The sequence below is a fragment of the Psychrobacter sp. Marseille-P5312 genome (assembly GCF_900291405.1).
Classification (GTDB): Bacteria; Pseudomonadota; Gammaproteobacteria; order Pseudomonadales; family Moraxellaceae; genus Psychrobacter; species Psychrobacter celer.
This window is the reverse complement of the sequence record NZ_OLML01000001.1, coordinates 1,843,255-1,863,886: the sequence shown is the minus strand read 5'-3', so window position 1 is coordinate 1,863,886 and position 20,632 is coordinate 1,843,255. Positions and strand designations below refer to the sequence as shown.

Below are 20,632 nucleotides of genomic sequence, written 5' to 3'. Positions count from 1 at the left end.
CGTAAAAGATAATGTGGTTTTGGTAAATGCTCTTAATAAAAGGGCTTTGAATGCCAGCTGATTAATAATAACGAGGTGAGATGACTAAGATTATTAGCAACCTAAATGTGACAAAGCTGGTGGTCGATCATCCGATAGGACAGGACAATCCTCCGTTACTATCTCCAGACAGTCATAACGATGACCAAGACGCGCTTACCCAGCAGGTACTGCAACTGTCTGATTTTGCAGTCAGCTGGGAAGATAGGCTGACGGATAAGCAGCTTGATACATTTGTCACTGATGGCTGGCTCACTATTGATAATGTATTTAATAAGACCGCATTACTTGCGCTACAGGCTGAAAGTGGTTTTATTGACTATCGTGATGCGGCGCTAACCGCTGGCATTCGTATCAGTGATATTCGCGGTGATAGAATACGCTGGATCACAAAAAACTTTTTTGCTGGATTTTATTACTTGCAGTCCATCAACGCGCTAGCGGCTTTGTTTAATCGTAGCTTATTCGCGGGTATTCGCCATAGTGAAGCACACTATGCCTGCTATCCACCCGGCTTTGGCTATAAGTGGCACAGTGACAATCCGGCAGGCCGTGATGAGCGTGTTATCTCAGCGGTTTTTTATCTTAATGATGAATGGACAGCCAGCGATGGCGGCGCGTTAGAAATCATTGATAAACACGGCAGCCATCACAGTGTCATGCCTGTTGCCAATCGACTGGTCATATTTGATAGCGATCTGCAACATCAAGTACAAATCGCTCACCGGCAACGCTACTCTATCGCAACATGGATGCGCCGAGATGGTTTGGTGCCGTTTGTTGAAGATAGTATGTAATATGTAAAAGATATAAATCTATCATAAGCCGCTACGGCTTGTACCATGGCTGAATGTTCAACATACCCTAGTCTTTAATCCAAAATCTTATCCTCTCACTTTATAATAAAAAGGTTTTTTCATGTCTGACGCTCACAATCAAAACATGACTCATCAGCAGCAAACACTGGACTTAAGCATCGCTTTGCTTGAGCGCCCTTCCGTCACTCCAGATGATGATGGCTGCCAAGATATTTTGTCGTCTCGCCTAGCGCAAGCAGGGTTTGACTGCGAGTTTATGTACTTTGGTAATAAAGAACAAAGCGGCGAGCATGCAGAAGTCAAAAACCTCTGGGCACGCCGTGGTACAGCCGACCCTGTGATATGTTTTGCTGGCCATACCGACGTCGTACCGACGGGTGACGAAAAAAACTGGACTTACCCGCCCTTTACCCCAACCATAAAAGATGGCTATCTATGGGCGCGCGGTGCGGCAGATATGAAAACAGGCATTGCAGCCTTTACCATTGCCGCCGAGCGTTTCGTCGCGAGTCACCCTGAGCACAATGGCTCGATTGCCTTTTTAATCACTTCAGATGAAGAAGGCCCCTCTATCAATGGCACGGTGAAAGTCATTGAAACCTTAGAGGCTCGTCAAGAAAAAATTACTTATTGTCTCGTTGGTGAGCCGTCAAGTACTGATACGCTAGGCGATATCATCAAAAATGGCCGCCGTGGCTCGCTAGGCGCAGAGCTGACGGTCACAGGTAAGCAAGGTCATGTTGCCTATCCGCATTTGGCCTGTAACCCTATCCATGCGGCGATGGCGGCGCTCAGCGAGCTGACATCAGCAACTTGGGACAACGGCAACGACTACTTCCCGCCCACGACTTTACAAGTCTCAAATATCAATGGTGGTACGGGCGCAACCAACGTCATTCCCGAAACCTTAGAGGTCGTCTTTAACTTTCGCTTCTCGACCGAGACCAGTGAAGAAGAACTCAAAGCAAAAACACATGCCATTTTCGATAAGCATTTTGCTGATAGCAAAGCCAGTTATGATATCCAATGGAAATTATCCGGTCAGCCGTTTTTGACCCCTGAAGGCAAGCTGGTTTCAGCCTGTCAAAATGCGATCAAGTCAGTCACAGGTACAGACACGACGCTATCGACATCAGGCGGTACATCTGATGGCCGCTTTATCGCACCAACAGGCGCGCAAGTTGTGGAGCTTGGCGTACGCAATGCGACGATTCATCAAGTAGATGAAAAAGTGGAAGTAGATGATTTGGGTAAGCTTGCGCAGATATACGAAGGGATTTTGGAAAATCTATTGTTAGAGTAACTGTGTAGATAAAACCGAAAAGTAAAAAAGCGCGAGTCTTAGATGACTGGCGCTTTTTTATGGGTGGCTTTGGCTCAAAACTCATTTAAGTTGTTAGCTAGAGTGAATTCAGTATAAAAACGATACAGTGGGACTGGGATAAATTTTACGCAGCATCGAGCAGCGTAGGTACAGCACGCAAGGAAGATTTAGACCAGTTGCACGTTGATATATAATGTATCTGTTTTATTTAGGATTGACTATAGTTACGGCTTTATTTAATACCTATATAAAGGTCGACTTGGCCGTACTCTAAATTCCCATCGATATAGTGCTCAAAGTCTACAGCAAACGTTCGGGTATGCTCACAATCTGGCGCATTGAAATATTCCCAAGCACTCTCCCATGCATTCATGACGGTATTAGGCATATGGCCTTCTTCAGAAAATACTAAGTACTTTCCTGCAGGAATGGTGACTTCTACCAGATTACTAGTGCTGGCGGCACGCTCACTGTCTGATTGGTCATCCTCCTCACTGGCTGTTTTCCAGCTAGCGACAACATCAAACGCGCCTGCTAAATCATCACTCTCATAGTTATGATAAATACCGTAAATATCTTCGCCTTCAGGCAACTGTCCTGCGTAATTCTGGTAAAACTTCTGCCACAATCTACCAAGCTTGGCAGTGTCGTGGCTAATCTCAGCGTGATTGGTGGTACGAATGCTAATACCCCTACACGCTATCGCTTCGGCTAACTCTTTAATTTGAGACGTCATGATGCTGCCTGCCCTGTTGCTCTCTGTTATTGTTATTGGATGTACTGTTAAAGAAGAAAATCACCTTAATCGGCTTCATCGATCCAATTCATCTGAATGGCTTCTAAAATACCTTCGTTTGAGCGCTGCGGATCATCATCAAAGCCTTCAAGCTCAGTCACCCAGCGGTGCAAATCCGTAAAACGAATGTACTGCGGGTCGACCTCTGGAAACTTCTCATAAAGCTCAATGGCGATATCGAGGCTGTCTGTCCATTTTAGTTTTTGCGGGGTCATGGTATCTCCTTAGCGGTTATCATTTAAAAAGTCTTCTCAAGACGTTGATCGGCTAAATTATCAGCCTGTTTATTCACCTCTATCCTACCAAACTTCGCTAACTGATTATAGCCAAGTTCTTTATACAAACGGCTTTGATTAATCAGCCTATTTGGCAGACTTTACAGATTTAATCGCTACTTGATGCGCATTCCATGAGTCGATGACGTCATTGGTCTGCTCGCCGAGCATATCCAATACCGCCGGCGCGCACTTACCTTTTTTATCGGTCAAGACAAACTTCGTCATCCCAATACCCATCAGTTGATGTTTGACAAAAAACCGCGTTTCAAAATACACGTATTTTTTATCCCAACCGACAAGCACGCTATTTACTGTCATTTTATTAAGAAATTTAATTTCTTTAAGATAGACCATCTCTTGCATGGCGATAATCCAGCCAAGATTTTTTATTCCCTTTTGATGGCAGCAAGTCATCAGCCAGTTGGTGATGTTTAATTCTATAAAAGATAAATAACGATAATTGGGCAGATGATCGCGAAACCCCATATCGTGCGGCAAGACACGGTATTGACGCACTATCGGTGCGGCCAACATCTCGGCGCTCAGACACTGTTTTACTGACTGTTTATTTAGCTGCTGTTTTAGCAAACTAATCATAATAAAAAAACGTATCAACATGTTCATAAATGACTCTCTTAATTCTGATTTTGTATAAAGTCTAACTGAATAGAAAGATGGCTTACCTTAACGCAAAAAAGCCACCTAAGTGACTTTTTTATTTAAGAAAACATACTCAAAACTTATGCCGAAAAGCTGATTTTAGCGATTAATGACCGCCGCCATTAATACTACGTACCATCTCTTCAACCATCTTTTTGGCATCGCCAAAGATCATCATGGTTTTGTCCATATAGAAGAGGCTGTTATCAAGACCTGCATAGCCGGTGCTCATCGAACGCTTGATGACCATCACCGTTTGCGCTTTGTTGGCTTCTAAAATGGGCATACCAAAGATAGGAGATGTCGGATCGTCTTTTGCTGACGGGTTGACAACATCGTTGGCACCGATGACCAAGACCACATCGGTACTGGCAAAGTCGGAATTAATCTCATCCATCTCTAGAATATCGTCATAAGGCACGTCGGCTTCTGCCAATAGTACGTTCATGTGCCCTGGCATACGACCAGCAACAGGATGAATGGCAAAGCGAACGTTGACACCTTCGTCTTTTAATAGCTCGTACAATTCTTTTACCGCGTTTTGCGCGCGGCCTTGTGCCATACCGTAACCTGGTACGATGACCACATTGCTGGCATTGGACATAAGGAACCCTGCGTCTTCTGCTGAGCCTGATTTGTATGTTTTTGGTGCGCCATCATCACCGCCTGCAGCGGCCGCTGACGTGCCCATACCGCCAAACAAAACGTTTAGTAGAGAGCGGTTCATGGCTTTACACATGATATAAGACAAAATCGCACCTGAGGAACCGACGAGCGAACCTGCGATAATAAGCATTGAGTTGCCCAGCGTGAAGCCAATACCTGCTGCCGCCCAACCTGAAAATGAGTTCAGTAACGACACGACCACTGGCATATCACCGCCGCCGATAGGCGCAATCCACATCCAGCCAAAAATCACTGCAATCACTGTCATCGCATAAAACGCAGGCAAGGAATCCGTGACAAAATACACCCCGCCAAACCCAATCATCGCTATAAATAGCAAGGCTTGGACAGGTTTTACCCAGCCGCCAGTGATTGTTTTTGCCCAGCTTTTTGCCGCAAGCTTACCAAAAGCAAAGACAGAGGCAGAAAAAGTAATCGCACCGATAAAGCACCCGATAAATAGCTCAACACGGGCAACCGCGCCATGCTGCTGCTCGGTATGCAGTACCGTGGCCAGCGCAATCGCCACCGCTGCCAAACCGACAAATGAGTGCATCAACGCTACCGTTTCTGGCATTTGCGTCATCGCGACGGTTTTTGCTTTCCACATGCCGACGATGGCACCTAAGATCATCGCACCGATGATTAACCACAGTACAGGGCCTTCTGCTAAGAAAAAGGTAGTGATAACAGCAATCGCCATCGCTGCCATACCAAAGCGGTTGCCACGAATCGCTGTCTTTGGACTCGACAATCCGCGTAACGTTAAAACAAAGAGGATAGCGCCGACTAAATAAAACCAATCTGCATTGGTGGCAATAAATTGGGTTAAATCGCTCATGCATCACCTCCGCTTTTCGTCGAGCTGGCTTCAAGAGTAGGCGCTTTTTTTGCTTTGGGCTTAAACATCGCGAGCATACGTTCAGTCACCGCAAAACCACCAAAGATATTGATACTGGCCAAAAATACCGCAAAAGCACCAAGCAAACTGGTCGGGGTAAACATCGAGCCGTCGATATGGACAGTCTGTAGCATCGCACCGACGATCACGATACTTGATAAGGCGTTGGTCACCGCCATCAATGGCGTATGTAGCGCTGGGGTCACGCCCCAGACGACGTAATATCCAACAAAGATAGCGAGTACAAATACGGTAAAAATCGCGACAAATGGTGTGCTACTCATGGCTGCACCGGCAGGCGCTGCCGCTAAAATGGTGGCAATCATCTTATCCTCCTAAAAATTTATTCGTGTCTGGCAAATGTATGGCGACCAGCAAGGGCTAGCGTTTGGTCAAGCGCACTTGGTTGTCGTGGGTCACTGCCAGTGCACCCTGAATCTCATCTTCCATATCTAAGTTCAGTGCCAGTTTGTTTGCTGACGCGTCATCTGTAGCAGCTGGTGCAATTAAGGTGGTGATAAAGTTGACAAGGTTATTGGCATACAAGTCTGAAGACTGCGCCGCTAGCTGTGATGGAATATTGGCCGCGCCAACGATACGTACGCCATTGTCTGTGGTGACGGTCTCATTTGGCGCACTGCCCTCGACGTTACCGCCCGTTCCAGCTGCCATATCGATCAGCACCGAGCCGGCTTTCATTTTGGCAAGGGTTGCCTGATGGACTAAGCGCGGCGCTTGACGACCAGGGATTTGTGCTGTGGTAATGACAATATCGGCATTGCTTAATGCTTTGTCGACGACTGCAGCTTGGTCTTTGATATATTGTTCTGATGGCGTCCACGCATAGCCGCCCGTCGCTTTGGCTTTTTGTGCTTCGTCGTCACTCATTGGCACATCCAGCCATTTACCGCCCAGCGACTCCACCTGCTCTTTTGCGGCAGGGCGCAGATCACTGGCTTCTACCACTGCGCCCAAACGCTTGGCTGTCGCGATGGCTTGTAACCCTGCAACACCGACGCCCAAGATCACCACTTTGGCAGGTTTTACTGTCCCTGCCGAGGTCATAAACATCGGAAATGGACGCGAGTATTCATTGGCCGCCAGCAGCACTGCTTTGTAGCCTGCAAGGTTGGCTTGTGACGACAGCACATCCATGTTTTGGGCGCGTGACAGTGTGCGAGGCAATAGCTCCATCGCAAAGGCCGTAACGCCCTTAGCAGCATAAGTGTCTAGCTGCGTATTGCGGTAAGGGTCTAGCATACCGACGACGATTTGGCCTGAACTCAAATGTTCTGCCACTTCGGCGGGCAAGTCGTGAATGGTGGTAATAATTTGAGACTGGGCAATCACCTCGGCGCTGCTGCTGGCAATGTCGGCTCCTGCCGCCTGATACAGCGCATCAGCATAGTAGGCTGCCTGCCCTGCACCTGACTGGATGACGACCTCAAACCCAAGCTTACGCAGTTTTTTGACCGCGTCTGGGGTTAGCGCGACACGGCTCTCGCTTGCGATATCTGCACTGATTACACCGATTTTCATACCGTCTCCTTACTTACGTCTAATGACTTTATTTACGTCTCAATGACTACCTTTAATACCCTCAACGCACATTTAAAAAGCACAGGGGACAAAAAAAACCTTTGGTCGTTGTTGGTTCAAGATTTTGACCAAAGGCTATCAATTTAATAAATGACGACTACATCGCCATCATGTCTTTTTATTATAGAGACATCATCCGGCAACTTTCATTGCCTAATGGTGACCAACAAGTAAAATTAAAAGTTAGGCATTTACACCATCTGGATAACTTTTATTGTTATATTAACAACTTTTATTTTTCTACGAAAGCTAACCCCTTGCCGAATATAGCCTACTGGTCATCTTAACTACCTTTCAAATGCTTGCTTTTTTGTCAATTAAGCATCACTCCCCCCTCAATCATGACGTCAAATCACGTTAAAATTACATATAAGGTATAATCAGAGCACTTGACACCGCGATAGACAGATCATTGATTTCACAGAATAAGGATTAGCCATGTATTTTTTACTCTCTCCTGCCAAGTCTTTAAATGAAACAGACGACATCCCTGTCAACCTAGGCAACTACTATAGCCAGCCTGAGCTGATTGACCACGCACAGGCACTAATGAAAATACTAAAGACAAAAGAGCCGGTTGATTTGCAAGCGCTGATGAGTATCTCGGATGATCTGGCGCAGCTCAATGCGGCGCGCAACCAGCAGTGGCAATGGGATAACGACAAACCTTTTACCACCAAAAATGCCAAACCTGCCGCTTATCTATTTGATGGTGATGTTTATACAGGTCTGGATATGTATGGTATGGACAAGGACACTGCCATCTACGTCAACGAGCACTTAGGTATTTTGTCGGGGCTGTATGGCGTATTGAAACCACTAGATTTGATTCAGCCGTATCGCTTAGAGATGGGTACTAAGCTGAAAAATGAGCGCGGTGACAACCTATATGAGTTTTGGGGCGAGGAAGTGACTGATGTTATCAATGCACGCATGGCTGATAGCGAAGACAAGGTATTGATTAATTTAGCGTCTAATGAGTATTTTAAGTCGGTAAAAAAGAAGGCATTAAATGCTAAGGTTATCACGCCCAGATTTGAGGATGAGAAAAATGGCAACTATAAAGTGATTAGCTTTTATGCCAAAAAAGCCCGTGGATTGATGGTGAAATATGCTGCTGACCATAAACTGACCAAAGCTGAGCAGTTAAAGCAGTTTGATTTGGCGGGATATTACTATGTCGATGAGCTGTCTGACGACAAAACGTGGACATTTCGTCGTGATGAGGCAGATGCGTAATCTTTTAGCCAAAACATACTTATCTTGCATAAAAAAACCCCCGATAAGCTCAGCCTATCGGGGGTTTTATTTGGACTAGATTTTACAGGTACGTGATATTATTCATACTTTCAGCGAAAAGCGATTTATCAAGGAAGACGAGCGAAAATAGTACCTATTGTACATTGAGCGCGTCTAACAAAGAGAAATCGCTTTGTAGCAGAAGTAGAATTACATCATGCCGCCCATTCCACCCATACCGCCCATTCCACCAGCAGCGCCGCCCATAGCAGCCATTGGGTCATCACCTTCTGGCAGATCAGTAATCATCGCTTCAGTCGTGAGCATGAGGCCTGCAACAGAGGCGGCATTTTCTAATGCTGAGCGCGATACTTTGGCAGGGTCAAGGATACCCATCTCTAGCATATCGCCATACTCGCCACTCGCAGCGTTATAGCCATAGTTACCGCTACCGCCTTTCACCTCATTGACGACCACTGACGCTTCTTCGCCTGCGTTGGTGACGATTTGACGAAGTGGTGCTTCCATCGCGCGGCGTAGGATGTTGATACCTGCGTTTTGGTCGTCGTTGTCGCCAGTTAAGTCAGACAAGGCACTCATCGCACGGACTAATGCAACACCGCCACCAGGGACGACACCTTCTTCAACCGCAGCGCGAGTGGCATGTAGCGCATCGTCAACGCGGTCTTTTTTCTCTTTCATTTCTGTTTCAGTAGCCGCGCCGACTTTGATAACGGCTACACCGCCTGACAGTTTGGCCACACGCTCTTGTAGCTTTTCTTTATCATAGTCAGAGGTAGACTCTGCGATTTGACGGTTGATAGATTCAACACGATTATCGATGTCGGCTTTGTTGCCAGCACCATCGACGATGACGGTGTTTTCTTTACCAACAGTGACTTTTTTCGCAGTACCCAATTGCTCTAGAGTCGCAGTCTCAAGGCTCAGACCAATCTCTTCAGAGATGACCGTACCACCAGTGAGCGTTGCGATATCTTCTAGCATGGCTTTACGACGATCGCCGAAACCTGGTGCTTTAACGGCACAAGTTTTTAGGCCGCCACGCATGTTGTTGACCACTAGCGTAGCCAATGCTTCGTTTTCTACGTCTTCAGCAATGATTAGCAATGGCTTGCTTTGCTGCATCACTTGCTCAAGTAGTGGCACGATTTCACGGATGTTGCTGATTTTTTTGTCAACTAGCAAGATGTATGGGTTTTCAAATTCAGCTGTTAGGCTGTCTTGCTTGTTGGCAAAGTATGGGCTGATATAACCACGGTCAAACTGCATACCTTCGACCACTTCTAGGGTATCTTCAAAGCTTGAACCTTCTTCAACCGTGATCACGCCTTGCTTACCAACTTTTTCCATCGCTTGCGAGATCAGCTCACCGATTTTGGTGTCTGAGTTGGCAGAGATAGAACCTACTTGGGCGATTGCTTTGTGATCATCAGCTGGGGTAGATAGATTATGAATCTCTTTAACCGCTTCGCGTACTGCTTTGTCGATACCGCGCTTGAGATCCATTGGGTTCATACCAGCAGCGACAGACTTCATGCCTTCTTGCAAGATCGACTGAGCCAATACGGTTGCCGTCGTGGTACCGTCACCAGCGACATCGTTGGTACGGCTCGCGACTTCACGAACCAATTGTGCGCCCATGTTTTCAAATTTGTTTTCAAGCTCAATCTCTTTGGCAACCGACACACCGTCTTTGGTGATGGTTGGTGCGCCAAAAGACTTGTCGATCACCACGTTGCGACCTTTAGGGCCTAGCGTGACTTTTACGGCGTTTGCCAAAACGTTGACACCGTCCATCATTTGCGTACGAGCATCAATACCGAATTTTACATCTTTTGCCATGTTAATTTACTCCATTATTATAAGTATAAAAATACATTTAAATGAGTCGATAGTGTATTGACCAACTTGACGTTTTAAATGAGCGTCATTAAATACAGGTCATTACAGACGCCTATGGTCAAAGATATGCTGAGTACTCAATCATACTCAAAAGGACTAGCCTTCTAGCACACCCAATACATCAGACTCTTTCATAATAAGTAGTTCTTCGCCGTCAACTTTCACGGTTTGACCAGCATATTGACCGAACAAGACTTTGTCGCCAGCTTTTACATCTAACGCGCGAATGTCGCCATTGTCACGAATCTGACCATTGCCTGTTGCCAACACTTCACCTTGTGATGGTTTTTCTTGTGCCGAACCAGGTAGCAAGATACCACCAGCAGTCTTTTGCTCTTCTTCTACGCGGCGAACGACGATACGGTCATGTAAAGGACGAATGTTCATCGATATGACTCCAAAAGTTGATTATAACGTTAAAGGGTTTATTTGAATTAATGGTCTCAAGACCAGTATCTATAAGAAATGTGACCAAAAATTGACATCTCATAGATAAGCTTTGAGCTTGTATCAAAAAGTGGGGGCAGGAGGCATTTGGTTCAAGTGTAAAAACCAAAAATTTACAAGAATTTTTTATCCTGTTCGTATATTAGCTATCAGGCAGCGTTATTGGGCAACTTTGTAGGCAGCGCTGTGCTTTACTGGTTTTACAGCAAGTTACGTACAGATATAGTCGATACACTCTAAAAATATCATAGCGCTACTGGGATGCTATTTTTAAACGTAGGTTGCGCAGCCTCTGGGCACGCAGCACGCAAGTAAAATTTATACCAGTAGCGCGTTTAAATCTATAACAGTTTTACATTCAGCTAACTATAGGGCGACCGCGTGGCTAGCGACATTGACTACAAGAGGCAAACGTCACTTGGGAGTACCTGCCTTGAAAGTGTAATAGAGTATGACCATCATAGTCTCTGAGATCATAATAATAGCAATAAGTTACCACTGCTCAATCAGTGTTAAACAGACAGTGTTAAACAGAATGTATTAAGGACTATCCATGAGCTTTATATCTAAATCTAACATTGACAACCCCGCCCGCAGCAAGTCGACAGTATTGTCCGCCTTCACCACAGGCGTGAGCATTGCTGCTATTGGAGCCTTGAGTATGACCGCACCCACCCTCGCTAGCGCCAAAACCGTCCAGCCCTCTAGTGCCAATTATAGCTTTACGGTAGAAGACAAATACAAAGGCACTGCCACCCGTACGCTAGGCAAATCGGGCAATACTTGGAAGTATAATGTCAAAGCACGGGTGGCAGGTGTTGCCAATGCGTCGCAAAGCAGTACCTTTACCATCAAGGGTAACAACGTCATTCCGACGCAGGCCAGCACCACTTATAAACTGCTGGGTCTTGGCCGTACGCACAAGCTAAGCTTTAACCCAAGCAGCAAAAAAGTCACCAGTACCTATAAAGGCAAAACTATGACCATGGATATGGCGCAGCAAGCCTTTGATGACTTAAGTCTTGAAGTGCAAATTCGTCAAGATTTACTAAACGGTAAGTTCTCTGGTAACTACTACATGGCCAAAAAAGACAAGGTAGAAAAAACGCCATTTAAAAAATCGGGCAATACCAAAATCACGGTGCCAGCCGGTACCTTTGATACTGTCCGTATTGACCGTATTCATGACGACAATGACCGCTCAACCAGTTTTTGGTTAGCGCCGAGCTTGGACTATTTACCCATAAAAGTCAGTCAGATTAACGATGGTAAAAAAATGGATCTAGAGCTGACTAAGGTCAATTAATTTTCAGCTTATCGCTCACTTGACGCTGAGCGAGTCTTAAAAAAAAGCGGTACTCTACATGAGAGTGCCGCTTTTTGTTATCCAATCTTTTTGTGATCTAAGATCTTTTATGCCAACAGCAGAGGTAAAAAACCAATCTAGCGAGCGCGCGGCTTCTTGACGACATTATTCATCGACGGCAAGCGTTTTAGTAAAATAAACAACCAAACGTTGATGGCAAACAACAAGACAAAATCAAACAGATATACCGCTATTTCCGCCCAGCTGCTGCCATACGCACGCGTAAACAGCACCACGCCACTTGCGCCCAAATATACTAGAGTAAACATACTACCGACCAATAACGCATAAGGCGAGCGCCCGCGCACGATCCATGGCGTCAGTATAAAAGCTGGCAAAAGCCATAGTGCTTGCCATGCGATACCGCCCACAATATCAGGGCGACTGGCATTAAACACATTGATCAAGATGGGCAACCCAAGCAGTCTATACACCAACCAAATCAGCCACGTCATCATCAAGCGCTGACGCATGGGCGTAATAGGTTTTTGCGGGGTGGCCGCGCGCCCAGACTCTACAGTTGGCGCGTTGCTATGGGTGTCGCTATCAGAGCGGTTGGTAGCCATTAGAGATACAGGTTTCCTCATTCACAGCAGCGACAGTTGGGGGCTACTGACAGTATAGTAGAAGATAAAAGATAGTAGAAGACAAAAGCCGTTTATCGTTGCCAATTGGCCTGCGCCAATGCGCGAGCACTAATCGCCAAACGCCGACCTTGAGCGATACCGAGCTCGCGCTCATCATCAGAGACTGGCTGGTCATGTAATGCACCGCTCACATGACTGGCACCATAAGGCGTCCCGCCGCGATGCGTCCGATTTAATGCAGGTTCAGCATACGGTACCCCAACGATTATCATACCGTGATGCATCAATGGCAACATCATCGTGAGCAATGTGGACTCTTGGCCACCATGCATCGAACCTGTCGCCGTAAATACCGAGGCAGGCTTGTTTTGTAGGTTTCCTGCCAGCCAGAGCGTGACCGTATTGTCCCAAAAGTACTTCATGGGCGCGGCCATATTGCCAAAGTGCGTGGGGCTACCGAGTGCAAGGCCGCTACAGTCTTTGAGATCGTCCATGGTGCAATACAGATCGCCTTCATCAGGAATCGCAGGTTTGCTGGCCGTGGTCTCAGGCGCGACGGTCGGCACTGTACGGATGCGCGCTGTCATCCCAGCCTCTTCGATACCTTGAGCGATGGCGTATGCTAATGTCTTTGTCGTGCCATAATTTGAATAATAAAGCACCAAAACGTAAGGGTTGGCCTGACTCATTAACCGTCCTTCCTCATAAAATCATTGATAGTATTATCTATATATCATTATTTATCGATCAATAACGATATCGTCCGCGATAGGCGATGCGATGATGTGCTCATTATGCCCCAGTCATTCACCGACATGCAAACCAGCTGACGACTATTTTACGACCACTTACTCCAGCCACGCCTACGTGATGCCTTATCAAAGAGCCGCTGTGCATTTTGACACAATTAAACGGCAGATGATAACGACGCATCTTTGTTACACTATTGTCTCTCTACTTCCTGCTAAATGGTCACTATGGAAAACTTAAGCAAAAGACTCCCATTTTTACATCAGCGCTGGTTCCAGTTTTTACGGTTTTTGACGCGGCACTTTTTTGAAGACAACTGCCAGCAAAAAGCCGCTTCCCTTACGTATACCACCATGCTGTCGATCGTGCCTGTATTGACCGTTTTGCTCATGATATTGTCCTCTGTACCGGCACTGGCATCCGTCAGAGCGCAGATATACGAGGTAATTTATAGCAACTTATTGCCGCAATCGAGCATGCAAGTCAGTGAGTATATCAATAGCTTCGCTGAAAAATCATCGAACCTTACCATCATCGGCGCCATGGTGCTATTTTTTACCACCATCATGACCTTGACCACCATTGAGCGTGCCTTTAATCAAATCTGGCGGGTGGAGAGCCGCTCAGGTGGTATAAAGAGTCTGCTGCGCTATTGGACGATTGTGACCTTGGGGCCTATGGTGCTGGGTACGGCGTTTATCGCTTCAAGCACGGTACAAAGCTTGAGTTTTTTAAATCGCCAAATAGCAGGCTACGGTATTGATTGGGGGTTTTGGGTACAAGTGGTGTCGGTTGGTATCACCATGGCCGGCTTTATAGGGATGTATTGGTTTATTCCCAAAGCTCGTGTGCCCGCAAAAAATGCAGCCATCGCTGGGGTCTTTGTGACGATTATCTTTGAGCTGATGAAGCATCTGTTTGGCACAGTGATGGCAAACTTTACCAGCTATGAGGCCATTTACGGAGCCTTTGCCGCCTTGCCTATCTTTTTGTTATGGATATACCTGTCTTGGAATTTGATTTTGTTAGGCGTTGAGATCAGCTATACCTTGACGATTTTTGAGACCGAAGAAGTCTACCCGCGCCATCCACTGCTCAGCTTACTCGATATGTTAAACCTTGTGTACACCCATCATCTAAAAGGCGAAGCGGTCAGTGAGCAAGCCCTGCGCAATGTGTTGGGCCGCAAAGAGCTACCCAAATGGTACACCTATATCAACTACCTCCAAGACAGCAACCTCATCACCATGACCGAAGATGAGGACTATGTACTCAAAAAAGACTTGAGCAAGATGACATTGTGGGATTTTTATCGCACTCTGCCCTATCCTTTGCCGATCAAAGACGAGCTCGATGAGATGAGAGTAGAAGAGCAAAAGCCATGGCTCAGCCTCCTAGTGGATCGATTTGAGCATACGGAAGCCTATGCCAAGCAGCAGCTAGATTTGCCGTTGAATGTTATCTTTACCAACGCCGAACCGCGCAAAAACCCTGATGACAAAGGCACGAATAAAAACACCCCACACCCTTTGTTTAAAAAACCTGAATTTAGAAAAACATCGCAAGCCGCTCCTAACAGCTTAGCTCAACAGTCAACTGATACAACAGCGACCCCGCACTTTGATCCAGCAGCTTATGACAAGGACAGTGAGGTTGAATGTGATGCACATGATAATGAAATCATCATTCCTATAGACCCAAAAACGCCGCCGTCTCCACAAACCAGCAGATGGGGACACAAAAGCACAATCATCACCGAAGCGGACAACCCTAAACACGGCTCTAGCAATAGAAATTAGTTTGCTGAAATAGATAAAATAAGCTCCTATAGTCGATACACTCTAAAAATGTCATAGCGCTACTGGGATGCTATTTTTAAACGTAGGTTGCGCAGCCTCTGGGAACGCAGCACGCAAGTAAAATTTATACCAGTAGCGCGTTTAAATCCATAATAGTTTTATATTCAGCTAACTATATGATAGGGGCTTATGTTTACTAACATTTTTCATCGTTATTATTTGTATGATAAGGTAATAAATAGTCAAAAGATTACTCCAGCGTTACGCTTAAATTTATCACCATTTTATTTTGAACCGGCTATAAGGCGTAGACGCAGCACGCAAGGACAATGAATCCCTGTAGGACGATACCTGTTTTAAAATAGATTAACTATATACGATCTCGTCAGTCATTTTTGGAGCGCGAACATTGGACAAACATCCTGAAAATGGCTTTTTTAAGCGACTACTCTTATTTTCAGTGCAGAGAATGAAGGCGTTTTCGCAGCTTTGGTCGTTACAGACATTGGCTGACCTGCCCGATCGTTTAAGAAACTTGTGGCAGGAGTTGATCGGCTCTTATTGGTTTATTCCAACTGCTTGCGTCATCGTCGGCATCTTACTGGCGCCGGTATTGGTGACGATAGATCAGCACTTTGACCGCGAGACCGTTCGAGAGATTACCTTTGCTTTTACGGGTGATGACGATGCGGCGCGCGCCATCATGACCTCGATTGCTGGCGCTGTATTGGGCGTTGCTGGTACGACGTTCTCAATTACTATCGCCGTCCTTTCGATGGCCTCCTCCCAGTTTGGCCCACGGCTATTACGCAACTTTTTGACAGACACACCAAACCAGTTTGTCTTAGGGGCGTTTATTGGCACCTTTAGCTATAGCTTGTTGGTACTCAAGTCGATTCATAAGTATGATGTGGCCTTTGGCGTACCGCAACTGGCGGTGACCTTTGGGATTATCATGGCGATCATCTGTGCGCTGTTATTGGTCTATTTTGTCCAGCATATGGTCCACTCTATTCAGGCCTCGCACGTCATTCAAAACGCCAGCAACGATGCCATTAATAATATTCACTCCTGGTATGGTGATTATTGTGATATTCAGCATCAGCGCGATGTCGAGCAGCACGATGTCGAGCAGTTTCACCAGTGGCAGGCAACGCCGATTTATCCTCCGCAATCCGGCTACCTGCAGCACATTTATTTGGAGTCATTAATCATCCTGACTCAAGAGTATGGCGGTGTGGTGCATCTACAGAGTAACCTCGGTGATTATGTCACTGACAAAAACGTCATTGGGCATTTTTATCAACGTCCGACATACCATCCCAATAATCGGCAAAAAACCGCAACGCCGCAGTTGGCCGTGGTGCCACGTGCCCCTGATGGTATGTTTTGGCAGCGCTTTGCCGGTTGTATTCGTATCGAGCAGCGACTGGCACTCTCCAATGATATCGCCTATAGTCTGGGGCAGATGACCGAGATTGCGGTGCGCGCCCTCTCACCTGGTATCAATGACCCAAAAACAGCCGTCAACTGCGTACAATCGCTCACCAGTTGCCTGAGCATTATGATGCGTCGTCAGCCTCCTAGCCCCTATCATTTTTATGTACCTGCCGAGCACCGTGACAAACCGCCGTATACCGCCACACCAAAACAAGTGGTGGCGCAGCAGCGCGTGGCTATCTTGGCCGTGGTGACTTATACGCCCAAAATATCAGAATTCATCAATACCTCACTTGGAGAGATTCGGCGCTATGCTGCAGCTGATACCATGGTCCTAAAGGCGCTGTGTCAAGCGATGGTCAATCTCAACTATGCCTGTATCAATCAAGCACAGCAACAGACCTTGCTGCATGAGCTACAGCTAATTGAGCGCGCAGGAGAAGAAAACCTAAGCTACCAAGAGCTTATCGATGACCTAAGCGCGATGTGTCAGCAAGCCAAAGCCTTTATTATTGATAAAAACTCGCAGCACCAACACTTTCACTATGTCAGTGACTTTGCCGCCAGCATTCGCCAAAGTCTACAGGCGCACACTAAATAATTTGTACTGATTACTTTTACTACTTATCACTCATAAGAGACCTGTTTTATGGCATCTGCAACCAGCCTGACCATACTTGAAATCAGCGCTATCTTTTTATCGATTACTGCCTTGCTGACCTATGTCAATCATCGCTTTATCGGTCTGCCCACGACCATTGGAGTCATGGTCATCTCGATTGTCCTATCTATCGGTGCGATTTTTTTGGGTTTTTTGGGGTTCGACCAGCTCATTGATTATGAAGTGAGCTTACTAGAGCAGCTAGATTTTACCGAGGTGCTATTGGACGGTATGCTCTCGATGCTTTTATTTGCAGGGGCACTGCATGTCAATATCAGTGACTTAAAACGCTATCGACTGCCCATTGGTATTCTCGCCTGCGTGGGTACCCTAGTCTCGGCCCTGCTAATCGCCACTGCGCTCTATCTTATGTTGCCCTTCTTTGGATTTGGCTTGCCGTTTCTTTGGTGTTTGTTGTTTGGCGCTTTAATCTCGCCGACCGACCCTATCGCGGTGATGGGCATCTTATCATCCGCTGGCGCCCCAAAAAGCTTAGAGACCGTCATCGCAGGCGAGTCGTTGTTTAATGATGGTATCGGCGTCGTTATTTTTGTCCTGCTACTTGGTATTTTATCCAGCGGCAATATCCCAACAGCCAACTATGTGGCCCATACCTTGGCCGTTGAGGCTGGCGGCGGCATTGTGTTTGGTCTGGTGCTTGGGGCGATTTTATACTATATGCTAAAGAGCATTGACAGTTATCAAGAAGAGGTGCTATTGACGCTGGCGGGGGTGATCGGCGGCTATGCGCTGGCCAGTCATTGGCATCTCTCAGGGCCACTGGCCATGGTCATGATGGGATTGATGGTCGGTAATCGCGGACGAGCACTGGCGATGAGTGATAAAACACGACACTATATCGATCTATTTTGGGAGCTGATCGATGAGATTCTCAATGCGATTTTATTTGTCTTAATTGGACTTGAGGTGGTAATGATTGCATATTCTGGCAATTTATTTATCGCTGCAGGTTTGACGATTGTTATTGCCTTGCTTGCCCGTTTTATCGTTGTCGGTATGACCACAAAGACCCTTCAGCGGCAGCTTGACTTGCCAACTGGAGCGTGGAAAGTACTGACATGGGGCGGACTGCGCGGCGGCATCTCGGTGGCACTGGTGCTGCAGCTACCAACGGGCGCAGAGCGTGACATTTTACTGGCGCTCACGTATGCGGTGGTCATCTTCTCTATCTTGGTACAAGGCTTGAGCGTTGGTAAGGTCGCAAAAAGCATTGCGCCTGATAAACAGGCCACCACACTATAATTCGCTTAAAAGTCGTTTGTCCCTTTATTATCATCATAAAAAAAGACCAGCATAAGCATTTATTGCTATGCTGGTCTACTGTACAGTCAATCCGATATAAAAACGATATCTTGAGAGGAAAAGTTGTTTTTCGTTGCCTCTGTCGGCGTAGGCACAGCACCCAAGAAAAACAACGCTTCATTGAGCGACTTGATAGCCATGTATCTGTTTTACTTGGACTCGACTATGTTTGACGGTACTACTGAGTTGATGGGCTAAATAAAATCGTTATATCAACCCCTTTTGTTTCATATTGCGATAAACCACAAACACGATAACGATATTTGAGATCAGTATCGCAAGCTTAAACCAATCAAACGGGCGGGCTAGCAAATAGTAAATCTCGATAGGTATAAATATGCCATAGCCCAGCACACCAAACCAATACGCCCATGTCTTATCTTGCCACAAGCCATACGCCTCCAAAAAACGCAAGCTGGCGTACGCAACGATCAGTAGCAAAAACATGGGCCAGTTTTTACTGGCCTGCTGGGCAATGCGCACCGCACTTTCGATCTGCGGCGCTAGCAGCTGACCGAAGCTTTGCTGCCAAGCGTCATTTGCATGGCTTAGCCAGTACTCAAGGCTTGCATGCCATGACCATAACGCCCCAGCGCCAAGAATAGCCCCCGTCCCTTTGACCACCTCATAGATGGCCACTGCTTTGATAGATTCACTGGCGGTGCTCGCCGACTTGTGTGATCGGTGGGGCGCATGAGAAGAGCCATCCTCGATAGATGGCGGCAAACGATCATCTGATCGAGGCAGATTAGCCAAAGAAAGTCTCCACGACGCGGCCTTGCAACTGCTGGTTAAAGAATGGCGTGTTTTTGCCATTTGAGAGCATAGACTCCTTGGTGACTTGCCATTTTAGTGTAGGATCGACCAATACCGCGCCACCGATGTGCTCATATTGCTCACTGATGCCTGCGATTTTAGCAGGATTGAGACAGATTTTATCTACCAGTTGCTCGAGCGTTAAGACCTCGTCGTGTACCAGCTGACAAGCCAGCGCCATAAAGGTATCAAAGTTTGAGATACCAGGGGTGCTCTCAGCAAACGGGGCTTTTTTGGCGGTGCTATTGAGTGGCTCATGATGGCTACAGATGGCATCGATGGTCCCGTCTTTTAGGCCACGGCGGATGGCTTGCTGATCGGTATTACTACGCAGCGGCGGCAGCACATACGCTTGGGCGTTAAAACCTTCCAAGTTATCATCGGTCAAATAAAGCTGATGCATGGCCACATCACACGTGACAGGCAAGCCCTTATCTTTTGCCCAGCGCATCAGCTCAATCGAAGACTTGCAAGACAGCTGGCTAAAGTGGGCGGCAATGCCTGTTTCTTCCACCATCAGCAGCTGCGTAGACAAAGCGACTGTCTCAGCGATCCACGGGATACCTTGTAAGCCATGATAAGATGCAATATAGCCCTCATGCGCCACCCCTTCTCCCGCCAGACTTGGCTCATTGGGATAAAAGAATACCTTCATACCAAACGTGGCCGCGTACTCAAGCGTACGTAGCAGCACCAGATCATTGCTAAAGGGTCTGCGCGCATTAGAAACCGCGATGCAGCCGCCTTTTTTTAGGCCAGCGATGTTAGAAGGGCGCTCACCTTCTAGACCTGCTGTCAATGCGCCTAAAATATGCAAATGAATGCCACCATCGCTCAGCGCACGCTCACGTAGGCCTTTTAATAATGAGCCGTTTTCTAAAATGGGGGTCGTGTCAGGCGGAATGACCACATGCAAAAACCCATTGCCACGCGCCGCCGACCCTTCTGACTGTAAGGTGCCATGCTGCTGCTGACCTGGCTCGCGCAAACGCGCGCACAGATCGACCAATGGTGGGAGCAGCCACATCTCGCGCCCCGCCTCTAAGCTTGCGAGCTTATCATAGACAGTGCTTGGTAATGATTGTTTGATGGCGGCCGGCAGGTGGTCAAATATCGGCGCATCTGTATTGAGTGTAGTAGACATGAGCGTTATTACCGTATCGATAAAATGAAAATAAAAAAGAGTAAAATAATCGTTTG

At 46.7% G+C, this 20,632-nt stretch carries 19 protein-coding genes; 7 read left to right on the top strand and 12 right to left on the bottom strand.

Annotated elements, in window-relative coordinates; all coding sequences use genetic code 11:
• Window positions 1-80: 80 nt before the first annotated feature.
• Together C6W44_RS08090 and dapE are read left to right on the top strand one after the other, a co-directional pair.
• Window positions 81-836 carry a 2OG-Fe(II) oxygenase gene (locus tag C6W44_RS08090; RefSeq protein WP_105244942.1) on the top strand — a complete coding sequence of 252 codons (756 nt, stop codon included), beginning with the start codon at window positions 81-83 and terminating at the stop codon, window positions 834-836.
• A gap of 121 nt (window positions 837-957) precedes the next feature.
• Complete coding sequence (gene dapE, locus C6W44_RS08085) at window positions 958-2,160, top strand: succinyl-diaminopimelate desuccinylase (RefSeq protein WP_413772319.1); 1,203 nt, start codon at window positions 958-960, stop codon at window positions 2,158-2,160.
• Window positions 2,161-2,413: 253 nt separating this feature from the next.
• Here the strand turns inward: dapE and C6W44_RS08080 are convergent, their stop codons facing one another.
• From C6W44_RS08080 to C6W44_RS08055, 6 genes are all read right to left on the bottom strand, one after another.
• On the bottom strand, window positions 2,414-2,917 hold the full coding sequence (locus tag C6W44_RS08080) for a GyrI-like domain-containing protein (protein ID WP_105244941.1): 504 nt from the start codon (window positions 2,915-2,917) through the stop codon (window positions 2,414-2,416).
• Between the two features lie 65 nt (window positions 2,918-2,982).
• A complete protein-coding gene (gene iscX, locus C6W44_RS08075) occupies window positions 2,983-3,192 on the bottom strand; it encodes a Fe-S cluster assembly protein IscX (RefSeq protein WP_071003236.1) in 210 nt (69 codons plus the stop codon).
• A 147-nt stretch (window positions 3,193-3,339) separates the two neighbouring features.
• The gene (locus C6W44_RS08070) at window positions 3,340-3,879 is read right to left on the bottom strand and encodes an acyl-CoA thioesterase (RefSeq protein ID WP_105244940.1); all 540 of its coding nucleotides are present in this window, start codon (window positions 3,877-3,879) and stop codon (window positions 3,340-3,342) included.
• Window positions 3,880-4,021: 142 nt separating this feature from the next.
• Entirely contained in the window at window positions 4,022-5,422 is a 1,401-nt protein-coding gene (locus C6W44_RS08065; protein ID WP_105244939.1) for an NAD(P)(+) transhydrogenase (Re/Si-specific) subunit beta, read from the bottom strand.
• Window positions 5,419-5,766 (bottom strand): proton-translocating transhydrogenase family protein, encoded by a 348-nt coding sequence (locus C6W44_RS08060; protein WP_192994952.1) that lies wholly within the window; start codon window positions 5,764-5,766, stop codon window positions 5,419-5,421. The genes C6W44_RS08065 and C6W44_RS08060 overlap by 4 nt, the downstream gene beginning before the upstream one ends.
• Before the next feature lie 97 nt (window positions 5,767-5,863).
• Window positions 5,864-7,021, bottom strand: coding sequence for a Re/Si-specific NAD(P)(+) transhydrogenase subunit alpha (locus C6W44_RS08055; RefSeq protein WP_105244937.1), 1,158 nt, complete (start codon window positions 7,019-7,021; stop codon window positions 5,864-5,866).
• A 498-nt stretch (window positions 7,022-7,519) separates the two neighbouring features.
• Between C6W44_RS08055 and yaaA the strand changes: the two genes are divergently transcribed.
• On the top strand, window positions 7,520-8,320 hold the full coding sequence (gene yaaA, locus C6W44_RS08050; RefSeq protein WP_105244936.1) for a peroxide stress protein YaaA: 801 nt from the start codon (window positions 7,520-7,522) through the stop codon (window positions 8,318-8,320).
• Window positions 8,321-8,530: 210 nt separating this feature from the next.
• Here yaaA and groL read toward each other — a convergent pair whose 3' ends face one another.
• Window positions 8,531-10,183, bottom strand: a complete 1,653-nt coding sequence (gene groL, locus C6W44_RS08045; RefSeq protein WP_105244935.1) for a chaperonin GroEL — start codon at window positions 10,181-10,183, stop codon at window positions 8,531-8,533.
• A gap of 156 nt (window positions 10,184-10,339) precedes the next feature.
• Window positions 10,340-10,630, bottom strand: coding sequence for a co-chaperone GroES (locus tag C6W44_RS08040; RefSeq protein WP_075102316.1), 291 nt, complete (start codon window positions 10,628-10,630; stop codon window positions 10,340-10,342).
• Window positions 10,631-11,243: 613 nt separating this feature from the next.
• On the opposite strand from C6W44_RS08040, the gene C6W44_RS08035 reads away from it, so the two are divergent.
• Complete coding sequence (locus C6W44_RS08035; protein ID WP_105244934.1) at window positions 11,244-11,996, top strand: DUF3108 domain-containing protein; 753 nt, start codon at window positions 11,244-11,246, stop codon at window positions 11,994-11,996.
• Window positions 11,997-12,133: 137 nt separating this feature from the next.
• On the opposite strand, the gene C6W44_RS08030 is transcribed toward C6W44_RS08035, so the two are convergent.
• Window positions 12,134-12,622: a hypothetical protein gene (locus tag C6W44_RS08030; RefSeq protein ID WP_105244933.1), complete on the bottom strand. Its 489-nt coding sequence runs from the start codon at window positions 12,620-12,622 to the stop codon at window positions 12,134-12,136.
• 92 nt (window positions 12,623-12,714) lie between these two features.
• The gene (wrbA, locus tag C6W44_RS08025; RefSeq protein WP_105244932.1) at window positions 12,715-13,332 is read right to left on the bottom strand and encodes an NAD(P)H:quinone oxidoreductase; all 618 of its coding nucleotides are present in this window, start codon (window positions 13,330-13,332) and stop codon (window positions 12,715-12,717) included.
• 288 nt (window positions 13,333-13,620) lie between these two features.
• On the opposite strand from wrbA, the gene C6W44_RS08020 reads away from it, so the two are divergent.
• From C6W44_RS08020 to C6W44_RS08010, 3 genes are all read left to right on the top strand, one after another.
• Window positions 13,621-15,192, top strand: a complete 1,572-nt coding sequence (locus tag C6W44_RS08020) for a YihY/virulence factor BrkB family protein (RefSeq protein ID WP_105244931.1) — start codon at window positions 13,621-13,623, stop codon at window positions 15,190-15,192.
• 409 nt (window positions 15,193-15,601) lie between these two features.
• Window positions 15,602-17,233 carry a DUF2254 domain-containing protein gene (locus C6W44_RS08015; protein WP_227526391.1) on the top strand — a complete coding sequence of 544 codons (1,632 nt, stop codon included), beginning with the start codon at window positions 15,602-15,604 and terminating at the stop codon, window positions 17,231-17,233.
• Between the two features lie 48 nt (window positions 17,234-17,281).
• Entirely contained in the window at window positions 17,282-18,556 is a 1,275-nt protein-coding gene (locus C6W44_RS08010; RefSeq protein WP_105244930.1) for a cation:proton antiporter, read from the top strand.
• Window positions 18,557-18,823: 267 nt separating this feature from the next.
• On the opposite strand, the gene C6W44_RS08005 is transcribed toward C6W44_RS08010, so the two are convergent.
• Both C6W44_RS08005 and C6W44_RS08000 read right to left on the bottom strand, forming a co-directional pair.
• Window positions 18,824-19,372, bottom strand: coding sequence for a DUF2127 domain-containing protein (locus C6W44_RS08005; RefSeq protein ID WP_227526390.1), 549 nt, complete (start codon window positions 19,370-19,372; stop codon window positions 18,824-18,826).
• Window positions 19,365-20,576 (bottom strand): dihydroorotase, encoded by a 1,212-nt coding sequence (locus tag C6W44_RS08000; protein ID WP_413772318.1) that lies wholly within the window; start codon window positions 20,574-20,576, stop codon window positions 19,365-19,367. Before C6W44_RS08000 ends, C6W44_RS08005 begins: the two co-directional genes overlap by 8 nt.
• Between the last annotated feature and the right edge of the window lie 56 nt (window positions 20,577-20,632).

Bases quoted from the DNA above. Each gene is read 5' to 3' on its own strand.
- C6W44_RS08090 (WP_105244942.1), top strand. From the start codon at position 81: ATGACTAAGATTATTAGCAACCTAAATGTGACAAAGCTGGTGGTCGAT.
- dapE (WP_413772319.1), top strand. From the start codon at position 958: ATGTCTGACGCTCACAATCAAAACATGACTCATCAGCAGCAAACACTG.
- C6W44_RS08080 (WP_105244941.1), bottom strand. From the start codon at position 2,917: ATGACGTCTCAAATTAAAGAGTTAGCCGAAGCGATAGCGTGTAGGGGT.
- iscX (WP_071003236.1), bottom strand. From the start codon at position 3,192: ATGACCCCGCAAAAACTAAAATGGACAGACAGCCTCGATATCGCCATT.
- C6W44_RS08070 (WP_105244940.1), bottom strand. From the start codon at position 3,879: ATGAACATGTTGATACGTTTTTTTATTATGATTAGTTTGCTAAAACAG.
- C6W44_RS08065 (WP_105244939.1), bottom strand. From the start codon at position 5,422: ATGAGCGATTTAACCCAATTTATTGCCACCAATGCAGATTGGTTTTAT.
- C6W44_RS08060 (WP_192994952.1), bottom strand. From the start codon at position 5,766: ATGAGTAGCACACCATTTGTCGCGATTTTTACCGTATTTGTACTCGCT.
- C6W44_RS08055 (WP_105244937.1), bottom strand. From the start codon at position 7,021: ATGAAAATCGGTGTAATCAGTGCAGATATCGCAAGCGAGAGCCGTGTC.
- yaaA (WP_105244936.1), top strand. From the start codon at position 7,520: ATGTATTTTTTACTCTCTCCTGCCAAGTCTTTAAATGAAACAGACGAC.
- groL (WP_105244935.1), bottom strand. From the start codon at position 10,183: ATGGCAAAAGATGTAAAATTCGGTATTGATGCTCGTACGCAAATGATG.
- C6W44_RS08040 (WP_075102316.1), bottom strand. From the start codon at position 10,630: ATGAACATTCGTCCTTTACATGACCGTATCGTCGTTCGCCGCGTAGAA.
- C6W44_RS08035 (WP_105244934.1), top strand. From the start codon at position 11,244: ATGAGCTTTATATCTAAATCTAACATTGACAACCCCGCCCGCAGCAAG.
- C6W44_RS08030 (WP_105244933.1), bottom strand. From the start codon at position 12,622: ATGGCTACCAACCGCTCTGATAGCGACACCCATAGCAACGCGCCAACT.
- wrbA (WP_105244932.1), bottom strand. From the start codon at position 13,332: ATGAGTCAGGCCAACCCTTACGTTTTGGTGCTTTATTATTCAAATTAT.
- C6W44_RS08020 (WP_105244931.1), top strand. From the start codon at position 13,621: ATGGAAAACTTAAGCAAAAGACTCCCATTTTTACATCAGCGCTGGTTC.
- C6W44_RS08010 (WP_105244930.1), top strand. From the start codon at position 17,282: ATGGCATCTGCAACCAGCCTGACCATACTTGAAATCAGCGCTATCTTT.
- C6W44_RS08000 (WP_413772318.1), bottom strand. From the start codon at position 20,576: ATGTCTACTACACTCAATACAGATGCGCCGATATTTGACCACCTGCCG.